At 42.4% G+C, this 17,620-nt stretch carries 14 protein-coding genes; 6 read left to right on the top strand and 8 right to left on the bottom strand.

Annotated features, from left to right (window positions below; genetic code table 11):
* Positions 1-28 precede the first annotated feature (28 nt).
* Together HMPREF9331_RS00425 and trpS are read right to left on the bottom strand one after the other, a co-directional pair.
* A complete protein-coding gene (locus HMPREF9331_RS00425; RefSeq protein ID WP_016419230.1) occupies positions 29-1,942 on the bottom strand; it encodes a LysM peptidoglycan-binding domain-containing protein in 1,914 nt (637 codons plus the stop codon).
* Between the two features lie 11 nt (positions 1,943-1,953).
* Complete coding sequence (gene trpS, locus HMPREF9331_RS00420) at positions 1,954-2,925, bottom strand: tryptophan--tRNA ligase (protein WP_016419229.1); 972 nt, start codon at positions 2,923-2,925, stop codon at positions 1,954-1,956.
* Between the two features lie 148 nt (positions 2,926-3,073).
* Between trpS and smpB the strand changes: the two genes are divergently transcribed.
* From smpB to HMPREF9331_RS00405, 3 genes are all read left to right on the top strand, one after another.
* Positions 3,074-3,532, top strand: coding sequence for an SsrA-binding protein SmpB (gene smpB, locus HMPREF9331_RS00415; RefSeq protein WP_009641955.1), 459 nt, complete (start codon positions 3,074-3,076; stop codon positions 3,530-3,532).
* Positions 3,533-3,592: 60 nt separating this feature from the next.
* Positions 3,593-4,243: a tRNA1(Val) (adenine(37)-N6)-methyltransferase gene (locus tag HMPREF9331_RS00410; RefSeq protein WP_016419228.1), complete on the top strand. Its 651-nt coding sequence runs from the start codon at positions 3,593-3,595 to the stop codon at positions 4,241-4,243.
* A gap of 247 nt (positions 4,244-4,490) precedes the next feature.
* Positions 4,491-6,596, top strand: a complete 2,106-nt coding sequence (locus tag HMPREF9331_RS00405) for a TonB-dependent receptor (RefSeq protein ID WP_016419227.1) — start codon at positions 4,491-4,493, stop codon at positions 6,594-6,596.
* Positions 6,597-6,672: 76 nt separating this feature from the next.
* On the opposite strand, the gene HMPREF9331_RS00400 is transcribed toward HMPREF9331_RS00405, so the two are convergent.
* The 3 genes from HMPREF9331_RS00400 to greA all read right to left on the bottom strand — a co-directional run bounded on the left by HMPREF9331_RS00400 (position 6,673) and on the right by greA (position 9,552).
* On the bottom strand, positions 6,673-8,487 hold the full coding sequence (locus tag HMPREF9331_RS00400) for a GNAT family N-acyltransferase (protein ID WP_016419226.1): 1,815 nt from the start codon (positions 8,485-8,487) through the stop codon (positions 6,673-6,675).
* Between the two features lie 194 nt (positions 8,488-8,681).
* Entirely contained in the window at positions 8,682-9,071 is a 390-nt protein-coding gene (locus HMPREF9331_RS00395; protein ID WP_016419225.1) for an HIT family protein, read from the bottom strand.
* Positions 9,072-9,081: 10 nt separating this feature from the next.
* On the bottom strand, positions 9,082-9,552 hold the full coding sequence (greA, locus tag HMPREF9331_RS00390; RefSeq protein ID WP_009641959.1) for a transcription elongation factor GreA: 471 nt from the start codon (positions 9,550-9,552) through the stop codon (positions 9,082-9,084).
* 361 nt (positions 9,553-9,913) lie between these two features.
* Here greA and HMPREF9331_RS00385 point away from each other — a divergent pair, with 361 nt between their 5' ends.
* From HMPREF9331_RS00385 to HMPREF9331_RS00375, 3 genes are all read left to right on the top strand, one after another.
* Positions 9,914-10,579: a porin family protein gene (locus HMPREF9331_RS00385; RefSeq protein ID WP_040356968.1), complete on the top strand. Its 666-nt coding sequence runs from the start codon at positions 9,914-9,916 to the stop codon at positions 10,577-10,579.
* 63 nt (positions 10,580-10,642) lie between these two features.
* Positions 10,643-12,163, top strand: a complete 1,521-nt coding sequence (locus tag HMPREF9331_RS00380; protein WP_016419223.1) for a carbohydrate-binding domain-containing protein — start codon at positions 10,643-10,645, stop codon at positions 12,161-12,163.
* Positions 12,164-12,289: 126 nt separating this feature from the next.
* Positions 12,290-13,267: a DUF4837 family protein gene (locus tag HMPREF9331_RS00375; protein WP_016419222.1), complete on the top strand. Its 978-nt coding sequence runs from the start codon at positions 12,290-12,292 to the stop codon at positions 13,265-13,267.
* On the opposite strand, the gene HMPREF9331_RS00370 is transcribed toward HMPREF9331_RS00375, so the two are convergent.
* From HMPREF9331_RS00370 to HMPREF9331_RS00360, 3 genes are all read right to left on the bottom strand, one after another.
* Positions 13,264-13,941 carry an SDR family NAD(P)-dependent oxidoreductase gene (locus tag HMPREF9331_RS00370; protein WP_016419221.1) on the bottom strand — a complete coding sequence of 226 codons (678 nt, stop codon included), beginning with the start codon at positions 13,939-13,941 and terminating at the stop codon, positions 13,264-13,266. The genes HMPREF9331_RS00375 and HMPREF9331_RS00370 overlap by 4 nt on opposite strands.
* A gap of 4 nt (positions 13,942-13,945) precedes the next feature.
* Positions 13,946-15,124, bottom strand: a complete 1,179-nt coding sequence (locus HMPREF9331_RS00365) for a serine hydrolase domain-containing protein (protein ID WP_016419220.1) — start codon at positions 15,122-15,124, stop codon at positions 13,946-13,948.
* 101 nt (positions 15,125-15,225) lie between these two features.
* A complete protein-coding gene (locus HMPREF9331_RS00360) occupies positions 15,226-17,325 on the bottom strand; it encodes a carboxy terminal-processing peptidase (protein ID WP_016419219.1) in 2,100 nt (699 codons plus the stop codon).
* Positions 17,326-17,620: the final 295 nt, after the last annotated feature.

The following is a 17,620-nucleotide window of genomic DNA, read 5'->3' as shown; positions in this document are numbered from 1 at the left end:
GTTTTTTTATGATTTTATTAATTGTTTTCTAATAAATTTCACTTATCTGCAAATCTTCATAACGAAGTATATACACGGCTCGGTTTTCATACCCTCCTCCTTTGGACGGATTCTTTATGTATTGAAACTTATTCTCTTGGTAAGAGGTTTCTCCTATATTGGCCTCTTTTAAGAAATTCCCATTGAGACTGGTTCTTAGTACTGCATCCATGGTAAGGTCAAACCCTCGAAAGGCATACTTACTAGGGGATATTTTATAAGTTTTGAAATATTTGCTTATAAAGGTATTCGTCTCCCCTGCATACCTATTGGCCGCAGGATAGGTGAATTTCAGAGCGGAGAGTTGGCTATTGGAAATACTATTATGGTCATAGGCTTCCCCCTTATCCAAGGTTGCCATGATGATGTTGTAGTTCTTATTCTTGGCCGATATGCCTGCCGTATTGTATAGGATACGGATCACATCGGAGAGGAAAACGACATCGTCGGAGGAGACAAAAACGATATTGGTAGCTCCCTTGACCAAGGCACTTTGTATACCTTGTATATTATCTACACTCTTGGCTTGCAAGAAGGATGATTGCAATTTCTCATTCATGTCCTTACTCTTGGCATCTGAAAGTAATATGATATTGGCATCAGGGTATTTCTGATATATGAAACTAATCATGCTGTTCTGTTGTACTTCTATAGTAGGTACTGTTTGGAACACATTGGGGCGCAACTCTATATTCTTATTGGAGAGCGGTGCCAATATAGCGGTATTATCATCGGTGATTACCTCTGAAAGGGCATTGAAAGCCGAAGGGGCAAAAGGCCCTATGATCACTTGTGAGTTCTTCAGTGCTTCACTGGAGGAAATCGCCTTCACGCCTTGTACACTTCCGTTGCTATCATATACATTGACAGTAAGAGAAAAACCCATTTTCTGCAAAGAATCCAAAGCAACCAAAGCTCCTGAATAAAAGTCGGCAGCCACAGCAGTCATCCTTTCTTTTTGTAGTTTCCCTTTGATATCAGCTATGTTACCTGCTTGGATACTATTGACTCTAAAGGGCAATACGAAGGACACTCTTTTGGTATTGGCTGGCTGCATACCTGCTTTTACTTTGGGATTGGCATCGGTATTGTTGGCCATCCCTATCTGTGAAAGTCCTGCGGTGGCTACATAATCTAAGAAATTACTCTTAGGAATCCAGATTTGTGCTTCGAGCTTGATCCCATCCTTAAGTTCTGGGTTGAGTTTCTCTAATTCTTTTTGAGAAAGGCCGAACTTGCGTTCCAAGCTCATGAAGCCTTCTCCTTTCTCTACTTGGTAGAGAACCAAGGCCTTATCGGTAGTTACCTGTGGCACTCCCGTTACCCCTGCTGGCACCCATATCTCCATACCTTCTTTTAGCGGATTGGGTAGGTTAGGGTTGAGCTTCTCCAAAGCCTCCTGAGTGATTCCATAGTTCTGGGCTATGCGCCATATCCCCTCCCCTGGTTTTACCACATACTTAGTAAGACCTTCTTTGCCCTTGGTAATCTCCTTGGCAGCTTCTTTATAGACAGGTATGGTCAACTCCTGTCCTTTGCGTAATTCTTTCTTATATAGCACTATATTGTAGCGCCGCAAATCGTCCTGAGTAACGCCATACTTCTGTGCCAGTCCGTAGAGGGTTTCTTTGTCTTTCACCTCATGAGTCTGAAATCCTGAGGGTTGCTTTTTATTAAAATAGCTCACTTCTTCCCCTGGCAACAGCAGAATCATTCCCTTTTGTAGTCCTTTTTCTGCTAAGGCAGGATTTAGTGACTTTATATCATTAGGCGAAAGGCGATAGACTTTCGCTATATTCTCCAAGGTATCTCCTTCTTTGACCGTATAGCTAATGTGCTGCTTGGTCTGTGCCAAAAGAGGTATACCTATAAGAATTGATAACAATAGTAATATTTTTCTCATCTTATTGCTTTTTACAAATAACCTAATTTTTCTCTGACTCTTCTGAGTGTCTGCTCAGCTACCTTTGTAGCTTTTTCTGCACCTTGCTTTAGAATCTCATCTACCTTAGAGAGGTGCTCCATATAGTAGGCAAATTTCTGACGCGGCTCAGCAAATTTTTCTAATATAAGCTCATAGAGTGCTGTTTTAGCATGTCCGAATCCATAATTCCCTGCTCTATAATTCTCAGCCATCTGTGCAACCTGCGCCTGAGAAGCCAAAAGCTTATAAAGACTAAAGACGTTACAATGTTCTGGATCTTTAGGTGCCTCCAAGGGGGTGCTATCGGTCTGTATAGACATGATTTGCTTTTTGAGTTCCTTCTCTGGCAGAAAGATATTAATATAGTTACGGCGGGATTTGCTCATTTTCTCTCCATCGGTACCTGGAATAATCATGATATCTTCTCGGATGCTCTCCTTCGGTAGGACAAAGGTCTCACCCATTTGGTAATTAAATCGAGAGGCTACATCGCGGGTAAACTCCAAGTGCTGTAATTGATCTTTGCCTACGGGTACGACCTCCGCATCATAGAGCAGTATATCGGCAGCCATAAGCATAGGATAGGTGAACAGCCCTGTATTGACATCCTCCAAGCGATCGGCCTTGTCCTTGAACGAATGGGCTAAGGTCAGGCGCTGGTAGGGAAAGAAACAAGACAAGTACCAAGCCAGCTCAGTGGTATGGGGCACATCGCTCTGTCTGTAGAAGGTTACACGCTCATAGTCTAAGCCAAAGGCAAGCCAAGTGGCAGCCACTTCATAGGTGTTTTGTCTTAGCTGCTTTCCGTCCTTTATCTGAGTGAGTGAATGCAAGTCGGCTATAAACAAAAAAGACTCATTACGAGTGTCTTGTGCCATTTGCAAGGCGGGTAATATTGCCCCTAATAAATTCCCTAAGTGTGGGGTGCCTGTGCTTTGAATACCAGTAAGTACACGTGCCATAGATCTATTTCCTAAAAGAATAACATTTTTTTAATGGTGCAAAAATACAACTTTTAATTCACATAGAAGCGTTTTTACATAAAAATAACGTATCTTTGCCCCTCTATTTAGGAGGGTGTTTTATTATGCTCTCCCTATTGCTTTAACTATGCAAAACAACGTCAATATACAAAACAAACGCGCGCGTTTCGAATACGAAATCTTAGACAAATATATAGCGGGTATCGTCCTAAGAGGTACCGAGATTAAGTCCATACGCTTGGGAAAGGCTTCCATTGCGGAGAGCTTCTGCGAGTTCAACGAAAAAAGCGAACTCTTTGTCATCAATATGACTATAGAGGAATACGCTTGGGGTACTTATTATAACCATAAGCCTAAAAGTGAACGCAAACTACTACTGAAGAAGAAGGAACTCCGCAAACTACACAAGGAAGTGAAGAATACAGGACTTACAATAGTCCCCTTGCGCGTCTTTTTAAGTGAAAAGGGATTTGCTAAGATGGAAATTGCTTTGGTTCGTGGTAAAAAACTACACGACAAACGCGAAACGATCAAGGACAGGGATAACAAGCGCCAAATGGATCGCATCAAGAAGGCTTACCAATAGTTTATCACCTTGAGTATCTTCCGATTCAAACAGTTTTCAGTATCGCAGGAGCACTCCCCTATGAAAGTAGGTACCGATAGTGTGCTCTTAGGAGCTTGGACACCTGCCAAGACGCCCTCTCATATATTGGATATAGGAGCAGGTACAGGGGTCTTATCCCTGATGATGGCGCAGCGATTCCCTGAGGCTCAGATATGGGCAATAGAGTGCCATAAGCAGGCCGCTCAAGAGTGCCAAGAGAATGTTTCTCTCTCTCCTTGGCCGCATATCAGGGTCGTTACAGCGGATATACGCCACTGGGAAGCGCCTGAAAAGTACGACCTTATCATCAGTAATCCGCCTTTCTTCTCTGAAAAAACGCTCTCTCCCAATAGAGAGCGTGCTCGTGCTCGCTCCAGTGAGCACCTGCCTTTCTCTGACCTACTTCATTGTGTAGCAAGACTACTTTCCCCTATAGGAGTATTCTCTGTGGTTATTCCTTATAAGGAAGCAACTGCTTTTATACAAATCGCCGCGCCTATGGGACTATATCCCATGCGTATACTACAGGTACAGGGTACCCCTGAGGCACCTATCAAGCGTAGCTTACTGCTTTTTTCTTTCCAAAAAACAGCCAATCCTCTTATAGAAACCCTTGTTATAGAAAAAGAGCGACACCAATATACACAAGAGTATCAAGAACTTACCAAAAATTTTTACTTAAAGTTCTAAACAGATTGTTAAACTATATCTTCTATTCAAAAACAATTCGTAATTTTGCGCTCGTCTCAAGGGGTGCTGTAAAAAGCTGAGATTATACCCATAGAACTTAGGCTGGTAATGCAGTCAAAGGAAAGAAAAATAAACTATCTGATTACTATATAATTTAAGTGGCTTATTTTTGCACCTGGGTAGCAAAAATAAGCCTTTTTTTAATCTGACAAATGATGCCCCTTCGTTTGTAAAAACATTTTTTACAATGAAAAAAGAATGGTTGTGTGGGGCGTTATTTCTCTCTCTTCACACATGGGCTCAAGAAGTCCCCGATGACAAACTTACTCCTAAGGAGCAAGCCTACACACTGGATGAAGTTGTTGTTCAGGCAGTCCGTGCTAAGAAGACAACTCCTGTTGCCTTCTCCAATGTATCTAAAAAAGAGATCCAACAGAAAAATGTAGGACAGCAGATTCCACTGCTTTTAGACCACCTGCCCAATGTGGTCTCATCGGCCGAAGATGGCATCGGCTATGGAGATACCCATATCTACATCCGAGGCAATGACAACTATCGTATCAATATGACGATCAATGGGGTTCCTTATAACGATGCCGAGTCTCAAGGGATTTTCTTCTCCAATTTATCAGACTTGGCCACTTCTGCCGAGAGTATTCAGGTACAACGTGGGGCAGGTACCTCTACCAATGGAGCTGGATCCTTCGGGGCAAGTCTCAATGTGATGACGGAGGCTTTCTCCGATAAGGCTTACGCACAGATCGCCAACTATTTAGGTTCCTACAATACACATAGGCATACGGTAAAGCTCTCCACTGGAAAGCTCAATGACCACTTCGAAGTCAAAGGAAACTTCTCCAAAGTCAATTCCGATGGTTATATAGATCGTGCTTTCTCCAACCTCAAGTCGTATTTCCTACAAGGCGCCTATCAGGATGAGCATACTCTGATCAAAGGACTTATTTTTGGGGGAAAAGTGAAAAGCTACCTCACTTACAAGGGTATTACTGCCCAGCAATTGGAAAAGGATAGAAAATACAATCCTGCCGGAAAATATGTTAAAGACGGACAAACCCTTTTCTATGACAACGATGTCAACGTCTATCAGCAGGACAATGCACAACTCCATTGGACTGAAAAATGGAACTCTTATTGGAATAGCACCTTATCTTTCCATTATACCAAAGGCCGTGGTTATTGGGAAGAAATGGACAATTGGGGATCTGGCAATTTCATCATTCGCTATCTGCTGGACAATGACTTCTATGGTACCGTCTTTTCTACCAATTATCGTAAAAATAGCATCGACCTAGTCTTAGGGGGATCTGCCAATGTATATGAAGGCAATCACTTTGATGAGTATCTTTGGAAGGAGACCGCTGGCTATTCTTACAAAGAACCGATGGGTAAGAATGTCTATGGAAATAAGAAAGAAGGATCTGCCTTTGCCAAACTCACTTGGCAGGTGGCTCCTAAGCTCAGCCTATTCGGAGATGTACAATACCGATATACCCATTTCAAATCATTCCTACAAAAAGTAGATTTTAACGAAATTCACTCCGCAATCAATCCTAAAGCTGGGCTTAACTACTATTTCGATCCTGAAAACACTATTTATTTCTCATTCGCACATATAACCAAAGAGCCCAATCGAAATGACTATAAGAATTACGCTAAAAGTAGAAAAAGTGGTGCTATATTCCCTAAGCCTGAGAAACTTAATGACTTCGAATTGGGCTGGCGATACGATACCGATAAGGTAAAACTCAATGCCAACTTATACTATATGCTATACAAAGACCAACTGGTTCCCACTGGAGACCTTAATGACAAAGGTTATCCTATCCGTCGTAATAGTGATGGCTATCGTGCTGGTATAGAAGTAGATGCCAAGGTACGCCTTAGCTCTAAGTGGCAATGGTCTCCCAATGTATCCTATAGCCAAAATAAAAATATTGACTACAAGATCAAAGACCCTAACCATCCTAACGAACTCTTAAGCTTAGGAAATACCCAAATTTCTTTCTCTCCTAGCTGGGTGGCAGGTAATACCTTTACTTTTATACCCGTGGAAAACTTCCAAATAAACCTCATTTCTAAGTATGTAGGTGAACAATATCTTAGCAATGAAAATCAAGAAAATGCTAAGCTGGACAACTACTTAGTACATTCGCTTCAGCTATCCTACGAGCTATTACCTAAGAAAGTATGCAAATCCATCCTGTTCTCTGCAACGGGTAACAATCTCTTAAATAAGAAATATATCCCCAATGCTAGATATGAAGATAATGTTCCTCTATATTATCCTGCGGCTGAGGCCAACGGTATCATAGGGGTTACCTTCTCTTTCTAAGTGTTCATAGTCCCTCTCATAAATGAAAAAGTCGTGCCTATAATCGGCACGACTTTTTGCTTTTACACCTTAGAGGCTAATCCTTAGGATCTATTTCTCCTCGCTCTATCTGGGATTGAAATTCTTCTATAGCAGGCTTTATGGTACTCTCCGGCAGGTCATCTATACGAATGTACATAAGACCGTCTATGGCATTGTTAAACAAGGGATCTACATTGAAGGCAATGACCTTGGCATTTTGCTTGATGTACTTCTTAATCAGCACAGGCAAGCGCAAGTTCCCTGGTTCCAACTCATCTATGATTTTGTCAAACTTGTTCAGGTCGGACTGGGTTTCATCGAGAATAAAGTCCTTATCGGCATCCTTGAGCCGTACCTTGTATTCTTTCTTTGGCTTTACATACTGAGCAATGTAGGGGTCGTAGAAGTTGGACTTCATGAACTCTATCATCAATGATTTGGAGAAATCCGAAAACTGATTGGAGATACTGACCCCCCCGAGCAGGTACTTATGTTCTGGGAAGTGTAAGGTGGTCAGCGCAATCCCTTTCCATAATAGGAATAAGGGCATAGGCTTCTGCTGGTACTCACTCACGACAAAGGCGCGCCCCATTTCTATCGTTTGTCGCAGCATGGTATTAAGTTCTGGGTCAAACCTAAAAAGGCTGTGGGTATAGAACCCATTGACACCATAGAGATCAAAGAAATCACTCCCCAAGCCCATACGATAGGCTCCTATGATGCGCTTGGTATCACTTTCCCAAAGGAAAAGATGACGATAATAGGCATCATATTCGTCTAAGTCTATTGAGAGATTGGTGCCCTCGCCTACCTCGCGGAAGGTAAGTTCTCTAAGTCTCCCAATCTCTTGGAGTATATGGGGAATATCTTCAGCCTTGGCTAAAAAGATTTCATATTCCCTATGTTGTAATAAGCGAGTGCCATGCTGAGTGCGCAAGGTAGCTATTTCTCTCTCCAATACCTCTGGCTCCTGTGCTGGGACTATCTCCTGTGGGTCTTTGTTATCTCTGACCCTTATCATGGAAGCAAAGCTCTTAAATAGTTTCTTCTGATCGTAAGTATTTGATAATAAGTAGGTCTTCTTTCTCAGGAAGTTTGAGAACTCATAGAGATCTTCCATCTCTTCCTGTGTCTTGGGGGATATAGGTCGTCCTATACGTATGCCTATAGTCTTGTTCTTTTGGGAGAGTAACTCCGAAGGGAGCTTAGCGGTACGCAGCGTATCACTCTGCTTGGCCAATTGGTAGAACAGCGAGCTGTTCTTGGCATGAAAGTAGATCGGCACTATAGGAACATTGGCTTTTTTGATGAGCTTCATGGCCGACTTGTCCCAGGTCTTATCCACATAGATATTCCCACTGGGTTGAGTGGAGACTTCTCCCGCTGGGAATATCCCCAAGGGGAATCCTTCCTTAAGATGTGCCAGCGCTTGCTTGAAGCCCATAAGGCTGGAAGAAACCTCTTTGTGATTCTCAAAGGGATTTACTTGAATGATGTAAGGGGCTAATGGCGCTATACGTGTCAATAGAAAATTAGCCATTATCTTATAGTCTGGGCGCTGTTCCAAAAGGATTTTAAGCAATAATATCCCATCCAAGCCGCCTAAGGGGTGGTTGGAAATAGTGATAAAAGGGCCTTCCTTGGGGATCTTTCGCAAGTCCTCTTCCCCTACCTCATAATGCACCTTAAACTCCTTGAGCAAAGCATCTAAGAATGCTAGACCCTCTAAGTGCTTATTCCTATCATATATCCTATTGAGAGGTGCCAAACGCAACAGATGCAATAGCCCCCAGCCTGCAAAGGTGCCCACAAATCCAAATCGGTCTAACTTAGCTGCTTTTGCTAATTCCTTTGCCGTAATCAGTCCCATAAGTTATTGTAAATCATTATATTAATTACTCAAACCTCATCTCTGAGGCCTGATGATTTTATCTATTTTTTCAAAATGCAAATATAAGAATTTTTTTGGAAAAAACATGCTTATTCTTTATCTTTCTCCTGATAAGAAAAAACTTTGCCAAAGAGACTCTGGCAAAGTTTGTCAATAAACTATGATGACAGTTCTTACAAATAGGCTTTCACCTTATCGGCTACCTCTTGAAATTCTTCAGGGGTAAGCGCTACTTTTTCTTGGAAGGTCATCTCGCTCATCTGGCTGATTGGGATCAGGTGTATATGAGCATGATGTACCTCAAGTCCTACCACAGCCATACCTACACGCTCGCAGGGGACAGCCTTCTCTAGGGCGATAGCTATCTTGCGGGCAAACTCTAATAGTTCATGGTAACGCTCCTTGGGTAGGTCAAAGAGCTTATCCACTTCCTGTTTAGGAATACAAAGGGTATGCCCTATAGCATTGGGATTTATGTCCAAAAAGGCAAAACAGTGCTCGTCCTCTGCTATCTTATAGCAAGGGATTTCACCTTGGATAATTTTGGTAAAGATGGATGCCATATCTTAGTTTTTATCGGGTTATTTCTATAATTTCCATCTGTAGGGTGCCATTAGGTACCTTTATTTCGGCTATATCTCCTACGGATTTGCCTAGCAGGCCTCGTCCTATAGGGGAGCTTACCGAGATCTTACCACTCTTAAGGTCAGCCTCACTCTCGGCCACTAGTGTATAGGTCATCACGGCATTGTTGGCCTTGTTCTTGAGCTTTACAGTGGAGAGGATTAGCACCTTGGAGGTATCCAATTGGGATTCATCTATCACACGGGCACTGGCTACCAGCTCTTCCAATTTTGCTATCTTCAGTTCCAAGAGACCTTGTGCCTCCTTGGCTGCATCATATTCTGCATTCTCTGAAAGGTCTCCCTTATCTCTGGCTTCAGCAATCGCTTGGGACGCACGAGGACGCTCTACATCGCGGAGTTGATCCAGTTCTGCCTTCAGTGCACGTAACCCTTCTTCGGTGTAATAAGCTACTTTCATGTTCTTTTTATGCTTTTTAGGTTGATTGATTAATAAAAAAATAACACCCCAGCAAAGTTCAATTAAGCTCACACTAATTTTCTCTCAACTGGAATGACGTGACTATTGATAATCAGCCGTATAACACTAAGCTATACAAACTGCTTACATAGGGGCAAAGATACAAACTTAATTCTATATCACAAGCAAAATCCCAAAAAAATTTTGTTTCGCTATTTCCCTCCTGATTAACTTTTATTCTTATTCTTTAACTTATGCCCCCGTGAATATCTTTTTTTAGAAACTACCCCTTTGAGTGTATATCGTTTTTATTTTTTTACTACTTTTGCACATTATTTTATTAATGACCAATATATTTCATATGAAAAGAAATATCTTATGTGTCCTTCTCTTCTTCTTTACGCTACTCTGCTCTGCTCAGGAGTTTGATGTAGGGGTCAAGGGAGGGCTTAGCTATGTAAATCTCAGGGGTACCACTTCCGATATCTCTACCTTCAAGGGCAAATGGGGTGTCTATGTAGGAGCCTACGGGGAACTCTTCTTAGGACGTATCTTCTCTCTACAGCCCGAAGTACTCTTTTCCCGACAGGGCGCCCGCTGGGAACGAGAAGGACTCCTGCCCAATGGTGAACTGTATAAGGCGTCTCTGAATACTGATTATGTGAATGTGCCTATACTGAGTGGTATCAAGCTCCATGAGAAGTTCTCCCTACAGGTAGGGGCACAGTTCGGTTTTCTAGCTGTAAAACCTGAAATAGGCTCAGAGGAACCTATTTTCTACAATGGAGCAAACTTCCTTGACAAGGGAATCTACCGTACTTTTGACTTTGCTGTCATTGTGGGCTGTAAGGTACACATCACAGAGGACTTGGCCGCTGAACTACGCTATGTCAATTCCTTAACCAACTTATTTGACAAAGAGCACCCGGCCCTGAATACTACTGAGTTCGGCAATACCAATGTCTTCAGACACTCCTACCTCTCCATAGGAGTAGAATACCGATTAAAACAACTAACAATATTCTAATGTATCAAGGAGACAATTGTCTCATTAGCCAATTGTCTCCTTGACGAATTAAACTATTTTAGCATGAAAAAACACTTACTTTTTTTACTAACTGTTTTATTTTTAACCACTTATGTCTCTTGTAGTGATGATGTAGATGACCGAATTCCCAAACGACGCCCTACCCCTCCTACCCCTTCCACTGAAAAGGAAATTCGCATTACACCCCTAACCGACTCTGCCGCTGACCCCCAAGGGGGGCGACAAAGAGGAGAAGACGCCAGCGACCTTCTCAGCAGCTATTCCTTTAACCAACAAGTACTAATTACCTTCTCAGAGGGCAATGTACAGGTAGAAGGTGCGGCCGATATCACCATAAGTAAGCAACAAGCACACCTGAGTATAACCTCCGCTGCTGAGCACATAGAGTATGTACTTTCTGGGACTGCCCACAACGGGAGCTTTAGCCTCTCCAGCTCACACCCCTACAAACTCACCTTGCAAAACCTATCACTAACCAATGATAATACGGTAATCAAACTTACTAGTAATAGCAAGGCTTTCCTGAATATTCCTTCAGGAACGACAAACACTCTTACCAATACTATCACCCCCAACGAGGGTGACGATGCTACTGTGCTCTATAACTTAGGCGCAGTTGTCCTCACCGGAGAAGGCAGTCTTTCCCTAAAGGGAGAAAAAAGTTCTGGCATCATTTGCCAAAGTAGCTTGCGTACAGCACTCGCTGCCCAAGGTAAGCTCTCTGTTGAAGCTAGAAAGGATGGTATCCGCAGCAAAACGGCCTACATAGGTGATGGAGGTACCATAATGGTAGATACCCAAGACAATGATGGACTGGGCAATGCTATTGTAGTTACCAACGGTCATGTGATTATCAATGACGGAGACTATACGCTCAAGGCTAAGAACAATGCGCTCATGGCTTCCCTCACCCAAAGAGAGACTGACCCTTTTATCACGATCAACGGGGGGACACTCTCCATTAGCGCTTGGGCTAAAGGAATCGTCTCTGCCAGCATAGTTACTTTCTCCAATGCCTACATCAACGTGAACTCTATAGAGACTGGAGTGCAAGGCAGCAAGGGTATCTATATCAACAAAGGTCGCTACCTCTTGGAATCTACCTCTGGCAATACCTTAGAGAGTGAGCAATCATTTACCCTAACCGCAGGCCGTACGTTCCTTAGAAGTAGAGGCTCACAAACCCCTATCAATGTGCCTGCAACAGGTACCTTTGAAATCACTGGAGGAACACTCATTGCCACAGGAGGAAAACCCCAACAGAAGGCCTCCCTCAAGGAAGGCTCCCAGCCCGCCTTTGTTTTCTTTAAGAACTTTACTGCTCAAACGCTCCTACACCTGAGAGAGGGCGAACGTGAAGTCTTTACCTATCGTACTCCTATATCCATTGCTTACCTACTCTTTACCAGTGAAAAGCTCCAGGCCAACAAGAAATACCATTTCTACAAAGGAGGTATCATAAGAGAAGGGCAAGAGGAAAACAACCTCTACCACAATGGCTGGTATTCCAAACCTGATTCTTTGGTTACTTATTTCACAGCTAATAAAACGGTTAATCCTTAAAATCACATACTGTCAATTGTTATTAACGCTTTATCAAACCGAGTGTGTGTTAAATAAATAATAAATCTGAAGAAATTTTTATTTTTGGAACAATATTAGCTGTCACTAAGTGTTCAAACACTTCTTATGAAAAAATGTATCTTTGCGATTCTTATCTGTAGTCTTTTGTGGGGCTGCAAACAACAGAAAAAACAGTACTTGCCCGATTCGGTAGGGAGTATCAACTCCCTTACCATCGTCATGGATCCCCAGCTCTGGAATGGTATTGTAGGGGATAGCCTACGCAACTATTTTGCCTCTCCTGTGGAGGAGATTGCAGGGGCGAGAGAACCTATCTTTGATATCCAGCAAATCCCCGAAGATGTCTTTCAGGGCATGACCCGTGCAGGGAGAAATATCTTAGTGGTCTCCACTGATCACAAAAATCGTTTCCATATCAAGGATTCACTCTATGCCAAAGGCCAAAAAGTAGCCTTTCTCACAGGACAAACTACCGATGACCTTATCAGTGAAATACAACAATATGCACCCGTAATTATCCTCTCCTTCAAGGAGAATGAGATGCGTGAGGTAGAAAATCGTTTTAAGCAAACACTCAACAAAACCAAAGCTATAGAAGAGCGCTTAGGTATACAATTGACATTCCCTTCTCTCTATCATATCGTAAAACAAGAAGGAGATTTCTTTTGGTTAGAAAGAAAGGTAAAAAATGGTACCGCCGATATTCTTATTTATGAGATGCCCAAAGGAAAAATTTGTTCCTCCGATAAGGATTGTACAAGTGCTATTATCCAGATGAGAGACTCCATTGGTAAGCGCTATATACCTGGCCCTGAGGAAGGTATGTATATGATTACCAGCCCTGCCTTTGCCCCCACGTATAAGAGAATTCAAATAGGCCACTATCCTGCTATAGAAAGCAAAGGCTTATGGGAAGTGAAGGACTTCTTACTCGGCGGCCCTTTTAGCAACTACATTATAGAAGATCCCAAGCGAGACCGCTGCGTTGTGATAGAGGGCTTTATCGCCGCCCCTGGCACCTCCAAGCGTGACCTCCTTTTTGAATTAGAGACCATTATCAAGTCTGTAAAGTTTTTAAACTAAGGTGTTGTAGAAGCAACTTGTAAAAGTTTCCCATTAAAATACGGATATTGGTGCAGTGCAAAATCCTTAATGTACTGCGCCATTTCTTTTGCCGTAACAGGAGCTTTATAATCAGCAAAGGCCTCCGAGAGCATCTCCGTCTGTACAGCTCCCAAAGCCAAACAATTGAAGTGCCATTGGGTATCTTCTTTGTATTCTTCAGCTAATAATTCTGTCAGGGCTATAAGGGCAGCCTTGGAAGAGGTGTAGGCGGAAAGTCCAGCAAACTTCATAGCGCCCTGTACCCCGCCCATACTGCTAATGGTAACTATATGTGCCTGAGTTTGGAGCAAAGGAAGCAAACACTGTATAAGCCTAAAGACGCCCAAGACATTCACCTCATACACCGCTTGTAGGTCTTTGACAGAAATGGCCGCAAAAGGGGCATTGATGAGCTTGCCTGCATTGCTCACCACTATATCAAGACGTATGTTTTCCCTCTGCAAATAGGCTACCAGTTGTTGTAGGTCTGCCTCTTGGGTAATATCAAAGGGGATATAGGTAGTCCTCCCCTCTTTATACATTTTAGGATAGCTGCGAGAGAGGGCAAGCACGCTATGGCCTTCTGCTTCAAAGGCTTTGACAAGGGCTGCCCCTATCCCTCTGCTGGTTCCTGTAATCAAAACGGTCTTCATAGCTTTATTCTCTAACAGCTGTAACGTCAGCTTCTTTTACTTTGCGGATTACAGGATAGTTGGTAGTGGTGTATTGCTTATATTCCGCCCCCTTGAGGATACAATCCATGATACGGTGCATATATTCGTCTATAGAAGGGTTGGTAGTGTTGAACAGAAATGCAAAAACTACTTCCTCCTTTGGATAGACATAGAACCATGCATATCCGCCTATACCATTGCCTATATGGCCGTAGTAGGTACGTCCTTGCCAATCGGGTGCCGACTGCCAACCTATACCATAGCCTGTATAATCTCCATTATTAAGCCTTTGAGAGGTGAGCATCTGCTCTTGGTATTCGGGCTTTAGAAAGGCCTTACCTAGTACCGCCTGCCCTATCAGATTTACATCATAGGCTGTGGAGAGAAACCCTCCTCCACCGAGCTTAAAGAAGTTATTGACCTCGCTAGTTCTTTTGAATTGCTTCTTCTTATCTGTCATATAGGGAATAGTCTGGTTGGGAGAAAGTCCTCCCATATCAGGGAAGGTATGATACATACCCAAAGGTTCCAATACATTGTGGGTTACATACCACTCAAAGGGCTCTTTTATGGCCTCTTGCATAGCCAAAGAAATCAAGTTAAAATCATAACTATTGTAGAAATACTTCGTACCTGGCTCAAAGAGCAAGGGATCTTGGTCAAATACACTGATACCTTCCTTGATACTCATAAAGCGGTTGAGCAATACCTCTTTGCCCTTGTAGGCACGTATACCTGCCAAGTGGCCGGCCAACTGCTTCACGGTGAAGTCATAGGCTTTCTTAGGGAAATAAGGCACATAGTCATAGAGTGAGCAATCCCAGTCTATCCAGCCTTGCTCCTGCATCTTGGTAAGAGAAAGCCCTGTGAGTGTCTTGGAGACACTGGCAATCCTATAGAGGGTCTCTCTGGTATTGACAGGTGTTTTTTGTTCTATATCGGCATAGCCATAACCACGCTCCCATATAGGAAAACCACGCTTAGTCACACAGACAGCGATACTAGGGCTATAGTGCTCCTGAAGTAAGTAGTTGATCACCAATTCGGATTGCTGTATAGCTTTCTCTAGTGAGGTGATTTTGGATACATCTTCTGCAAAAATCTGTTTTTTGGTAATAGGTTGGGCAAATAGTTGCTGAAAAAATGTAAAAATAGACATCATTAAGGCGATTTTTATTTTCATAGCGCTTTTTTCCTCAAAAAAACGCTCCAAAGAGAACTCTTTAAAGCGTTAAATTAAAATCTAAATATTTAAAATTATGTTTACTTCACCAAATCGTTAAGTACTGATACTGCTTCCTCTACATACACGTCCTTCTGAAGGCTTTCATGCCAACGATCACGACGAATTTTTACATCTTCATTGGTTTTGGCTTTCTCTTCTTCGGCAGGGAGAGAGGCAAATTGTAAAGCTGATTTGTACTCAGTTAGCTCCTTAAACTTCTTAATCATGGCCTCACTCTCATCCACTTGTTTCTTATAGGCATTGTATTCGAGCGAATAGGTATTTTCATCTTTTTGCTTTTGTACCCAGCGTGCATTCTCATCTATGAGCTTGAATAGCGGGCTAACCTCTATACGCTTTTTGCTATTAGCTATAGCGGTAGCAAAGTTTTGGTTTTGCTTCCATGGCGTGAAAGTTACCTTGTGTATCTCGTCCCATGGCAGTGGGTTTTCTAGTTCTCGTTCCCCTACCTTGATATATTGATAACGGTCTGGAATCACTATATCACTATTTACCCCCTTAAGCTGGGTAGAACCACCATTGATACGGTAGAACTTCTGTCGGGTGAGCTTCACCGCTCCCATATCACCCAAAAGGTTATTGCGCACCTCACGGTTTAGGTCTATAAGCTCCTGTACAGTTCCTTTGCCAAAAGACTGCTTGCTACCAAGGATAATTGCTCGACCATAGTCCTGCATAGCAGCGGCTAAAATCTCAGAGGCTGAAGCTGATAGCTCGTTGATAAGTATAATAAGAGGCTTGTCCCATTGTACAATCCCATCACTATCTTCCAATACTTGCATACTGTTGTTGGCACTGCGCACCTGTACGATAGGCCCTTCCTTGATAAAGAGACCACCTATCTCTACTACTTTGGAGAGTGACCCCCCACCATTGTTACGCAAATCCAAGATGATACCTTCTGCATTGGCCTTCTTAAGCTTTTCTATCTCCAAGGCCATATCGGAAGCCGAGTTGCGCTCACGAGAGTTATTGAAATTGATATAGAACGAAGGCAAGTTAATCACTCCATAAGTATGTTGGCCGTCCTTAACAAGAGCTGATTTAGCAAAGGTTTCTTCTATCTCTACCACATCGCGCTTGATAGGTACCACCTGTATGCTACCGTCCATACGCTTTACAGTAAGGCGTACCTCTGTACCTTTCTTTCCCTTGATGAGCTTTACAGCATCCTCCAATCGCATCCCGATGACATCCACAGGATCATCACTTCCTTGTCCTACCTTAAGGATCAAATCACCTACTTCCAAGAGCTTGCCTTTCCATACAGGCCCTCCCATGATAATGTCGGAGATACGTATCCCATCGGATTTCTTTTGAAGTACAGCACCGATCCCCTCGAATTTGCCTGAGATATCGCGGTCAAAACGTTCTTTGATGTCTGGGGCCATATAGCTCGAATGTGGGTCGGTAGCCTCCATATAGCTATTGAGGTAGATACCAAACCAATCGTCCTGAGTAAGGTCTTTGTAAGAAAGAAACATCTCCTCAAAGGACTTCTGGGTTGCCTCCAATGCTTCCTTTTTAAGGGTTTCACTATCCTTGACTACATATTTGGCATCCTTTTCTTTTTTATCCTGCTCTTCTTTCTCTTTAATAAGTATATTGGAGAGAATAGAATACTTAATCAGTTTGCGCCAACGTTCTCTAAGGGCTTTTTTATCCTTGGTATAAGGAATTTTCTCATAGTCTAAGTCTACCGTCTCATCTTTGGAAAACTCATAAGGCTGTTTGAGAAGTTCTTCAGCGAGCTTATTGGCCTCCTCTATCCTTTCCTTCAGGCGGGTATAGGTAAGGGTAAAGAAAGAGATGTCCTTATTCTTAAGGTCATCATCTAGTTTTGTTTCACTTTTCTTAAACTCATTGATATCCGATTGAACAAAATAGCGCTTCTGTGGGTCTAAGTACTGCAAATACGCCTTATAGACACGCTTAGAATAAGCATCGTCCAAGGTTCTTTGGCTAAAGTGTCCTCTTGAGATGAGGTATTCAATCACATCCATTAGGTAACGCTCTCTATCTCCCTCACCTGTAAGTTCCACTTTTTTACCTGTAAAACTACAAGAAGCAAAGGAGATGAGTCCTAAGAAGAAAAGAATAAAAATATTTTTTTTCATTGGTTGATTTAATAATCCGCAAAGGTACTACTTTATTGTGAGAATAAAATGTTTTTTATATTCTTTAACGATTCAACCTTCAGTCTTCAGTGGTCAGTAGTCAGTGGTTAGTGGTTAGAAATTAGTAATGCGAATCAATAGTTAAAAATATCTGTATAATCTAATTCGTTAAGACGCAATAAATTGCGTCTCTACGGATAACTACGCTCATCAGGAGTTGTCTTAGCCAGCGTTAGGGTAGAGACGTAATTTATTGCTTCTTAGAAAGTTAGCAAATAATATTTTAACTATTGAT

Origin of the sequence: Capnocytophaga granulosa ATCC 51502 (assembly GCF_000411115.1) — a bacterium.
In the GTDB taxonomy this organism is placed as follows: Bacteria; Bacteroidota; Bacteroidia; order Flavobacteriales; family Flavobacteriaceae; genus Capnocytophaga; species Capnocytophaga granulosa.
Note: the sequence above shows the minus strand (reverse complement) of the source record. Positions and strands in the feature narration are given on the sequence as shown.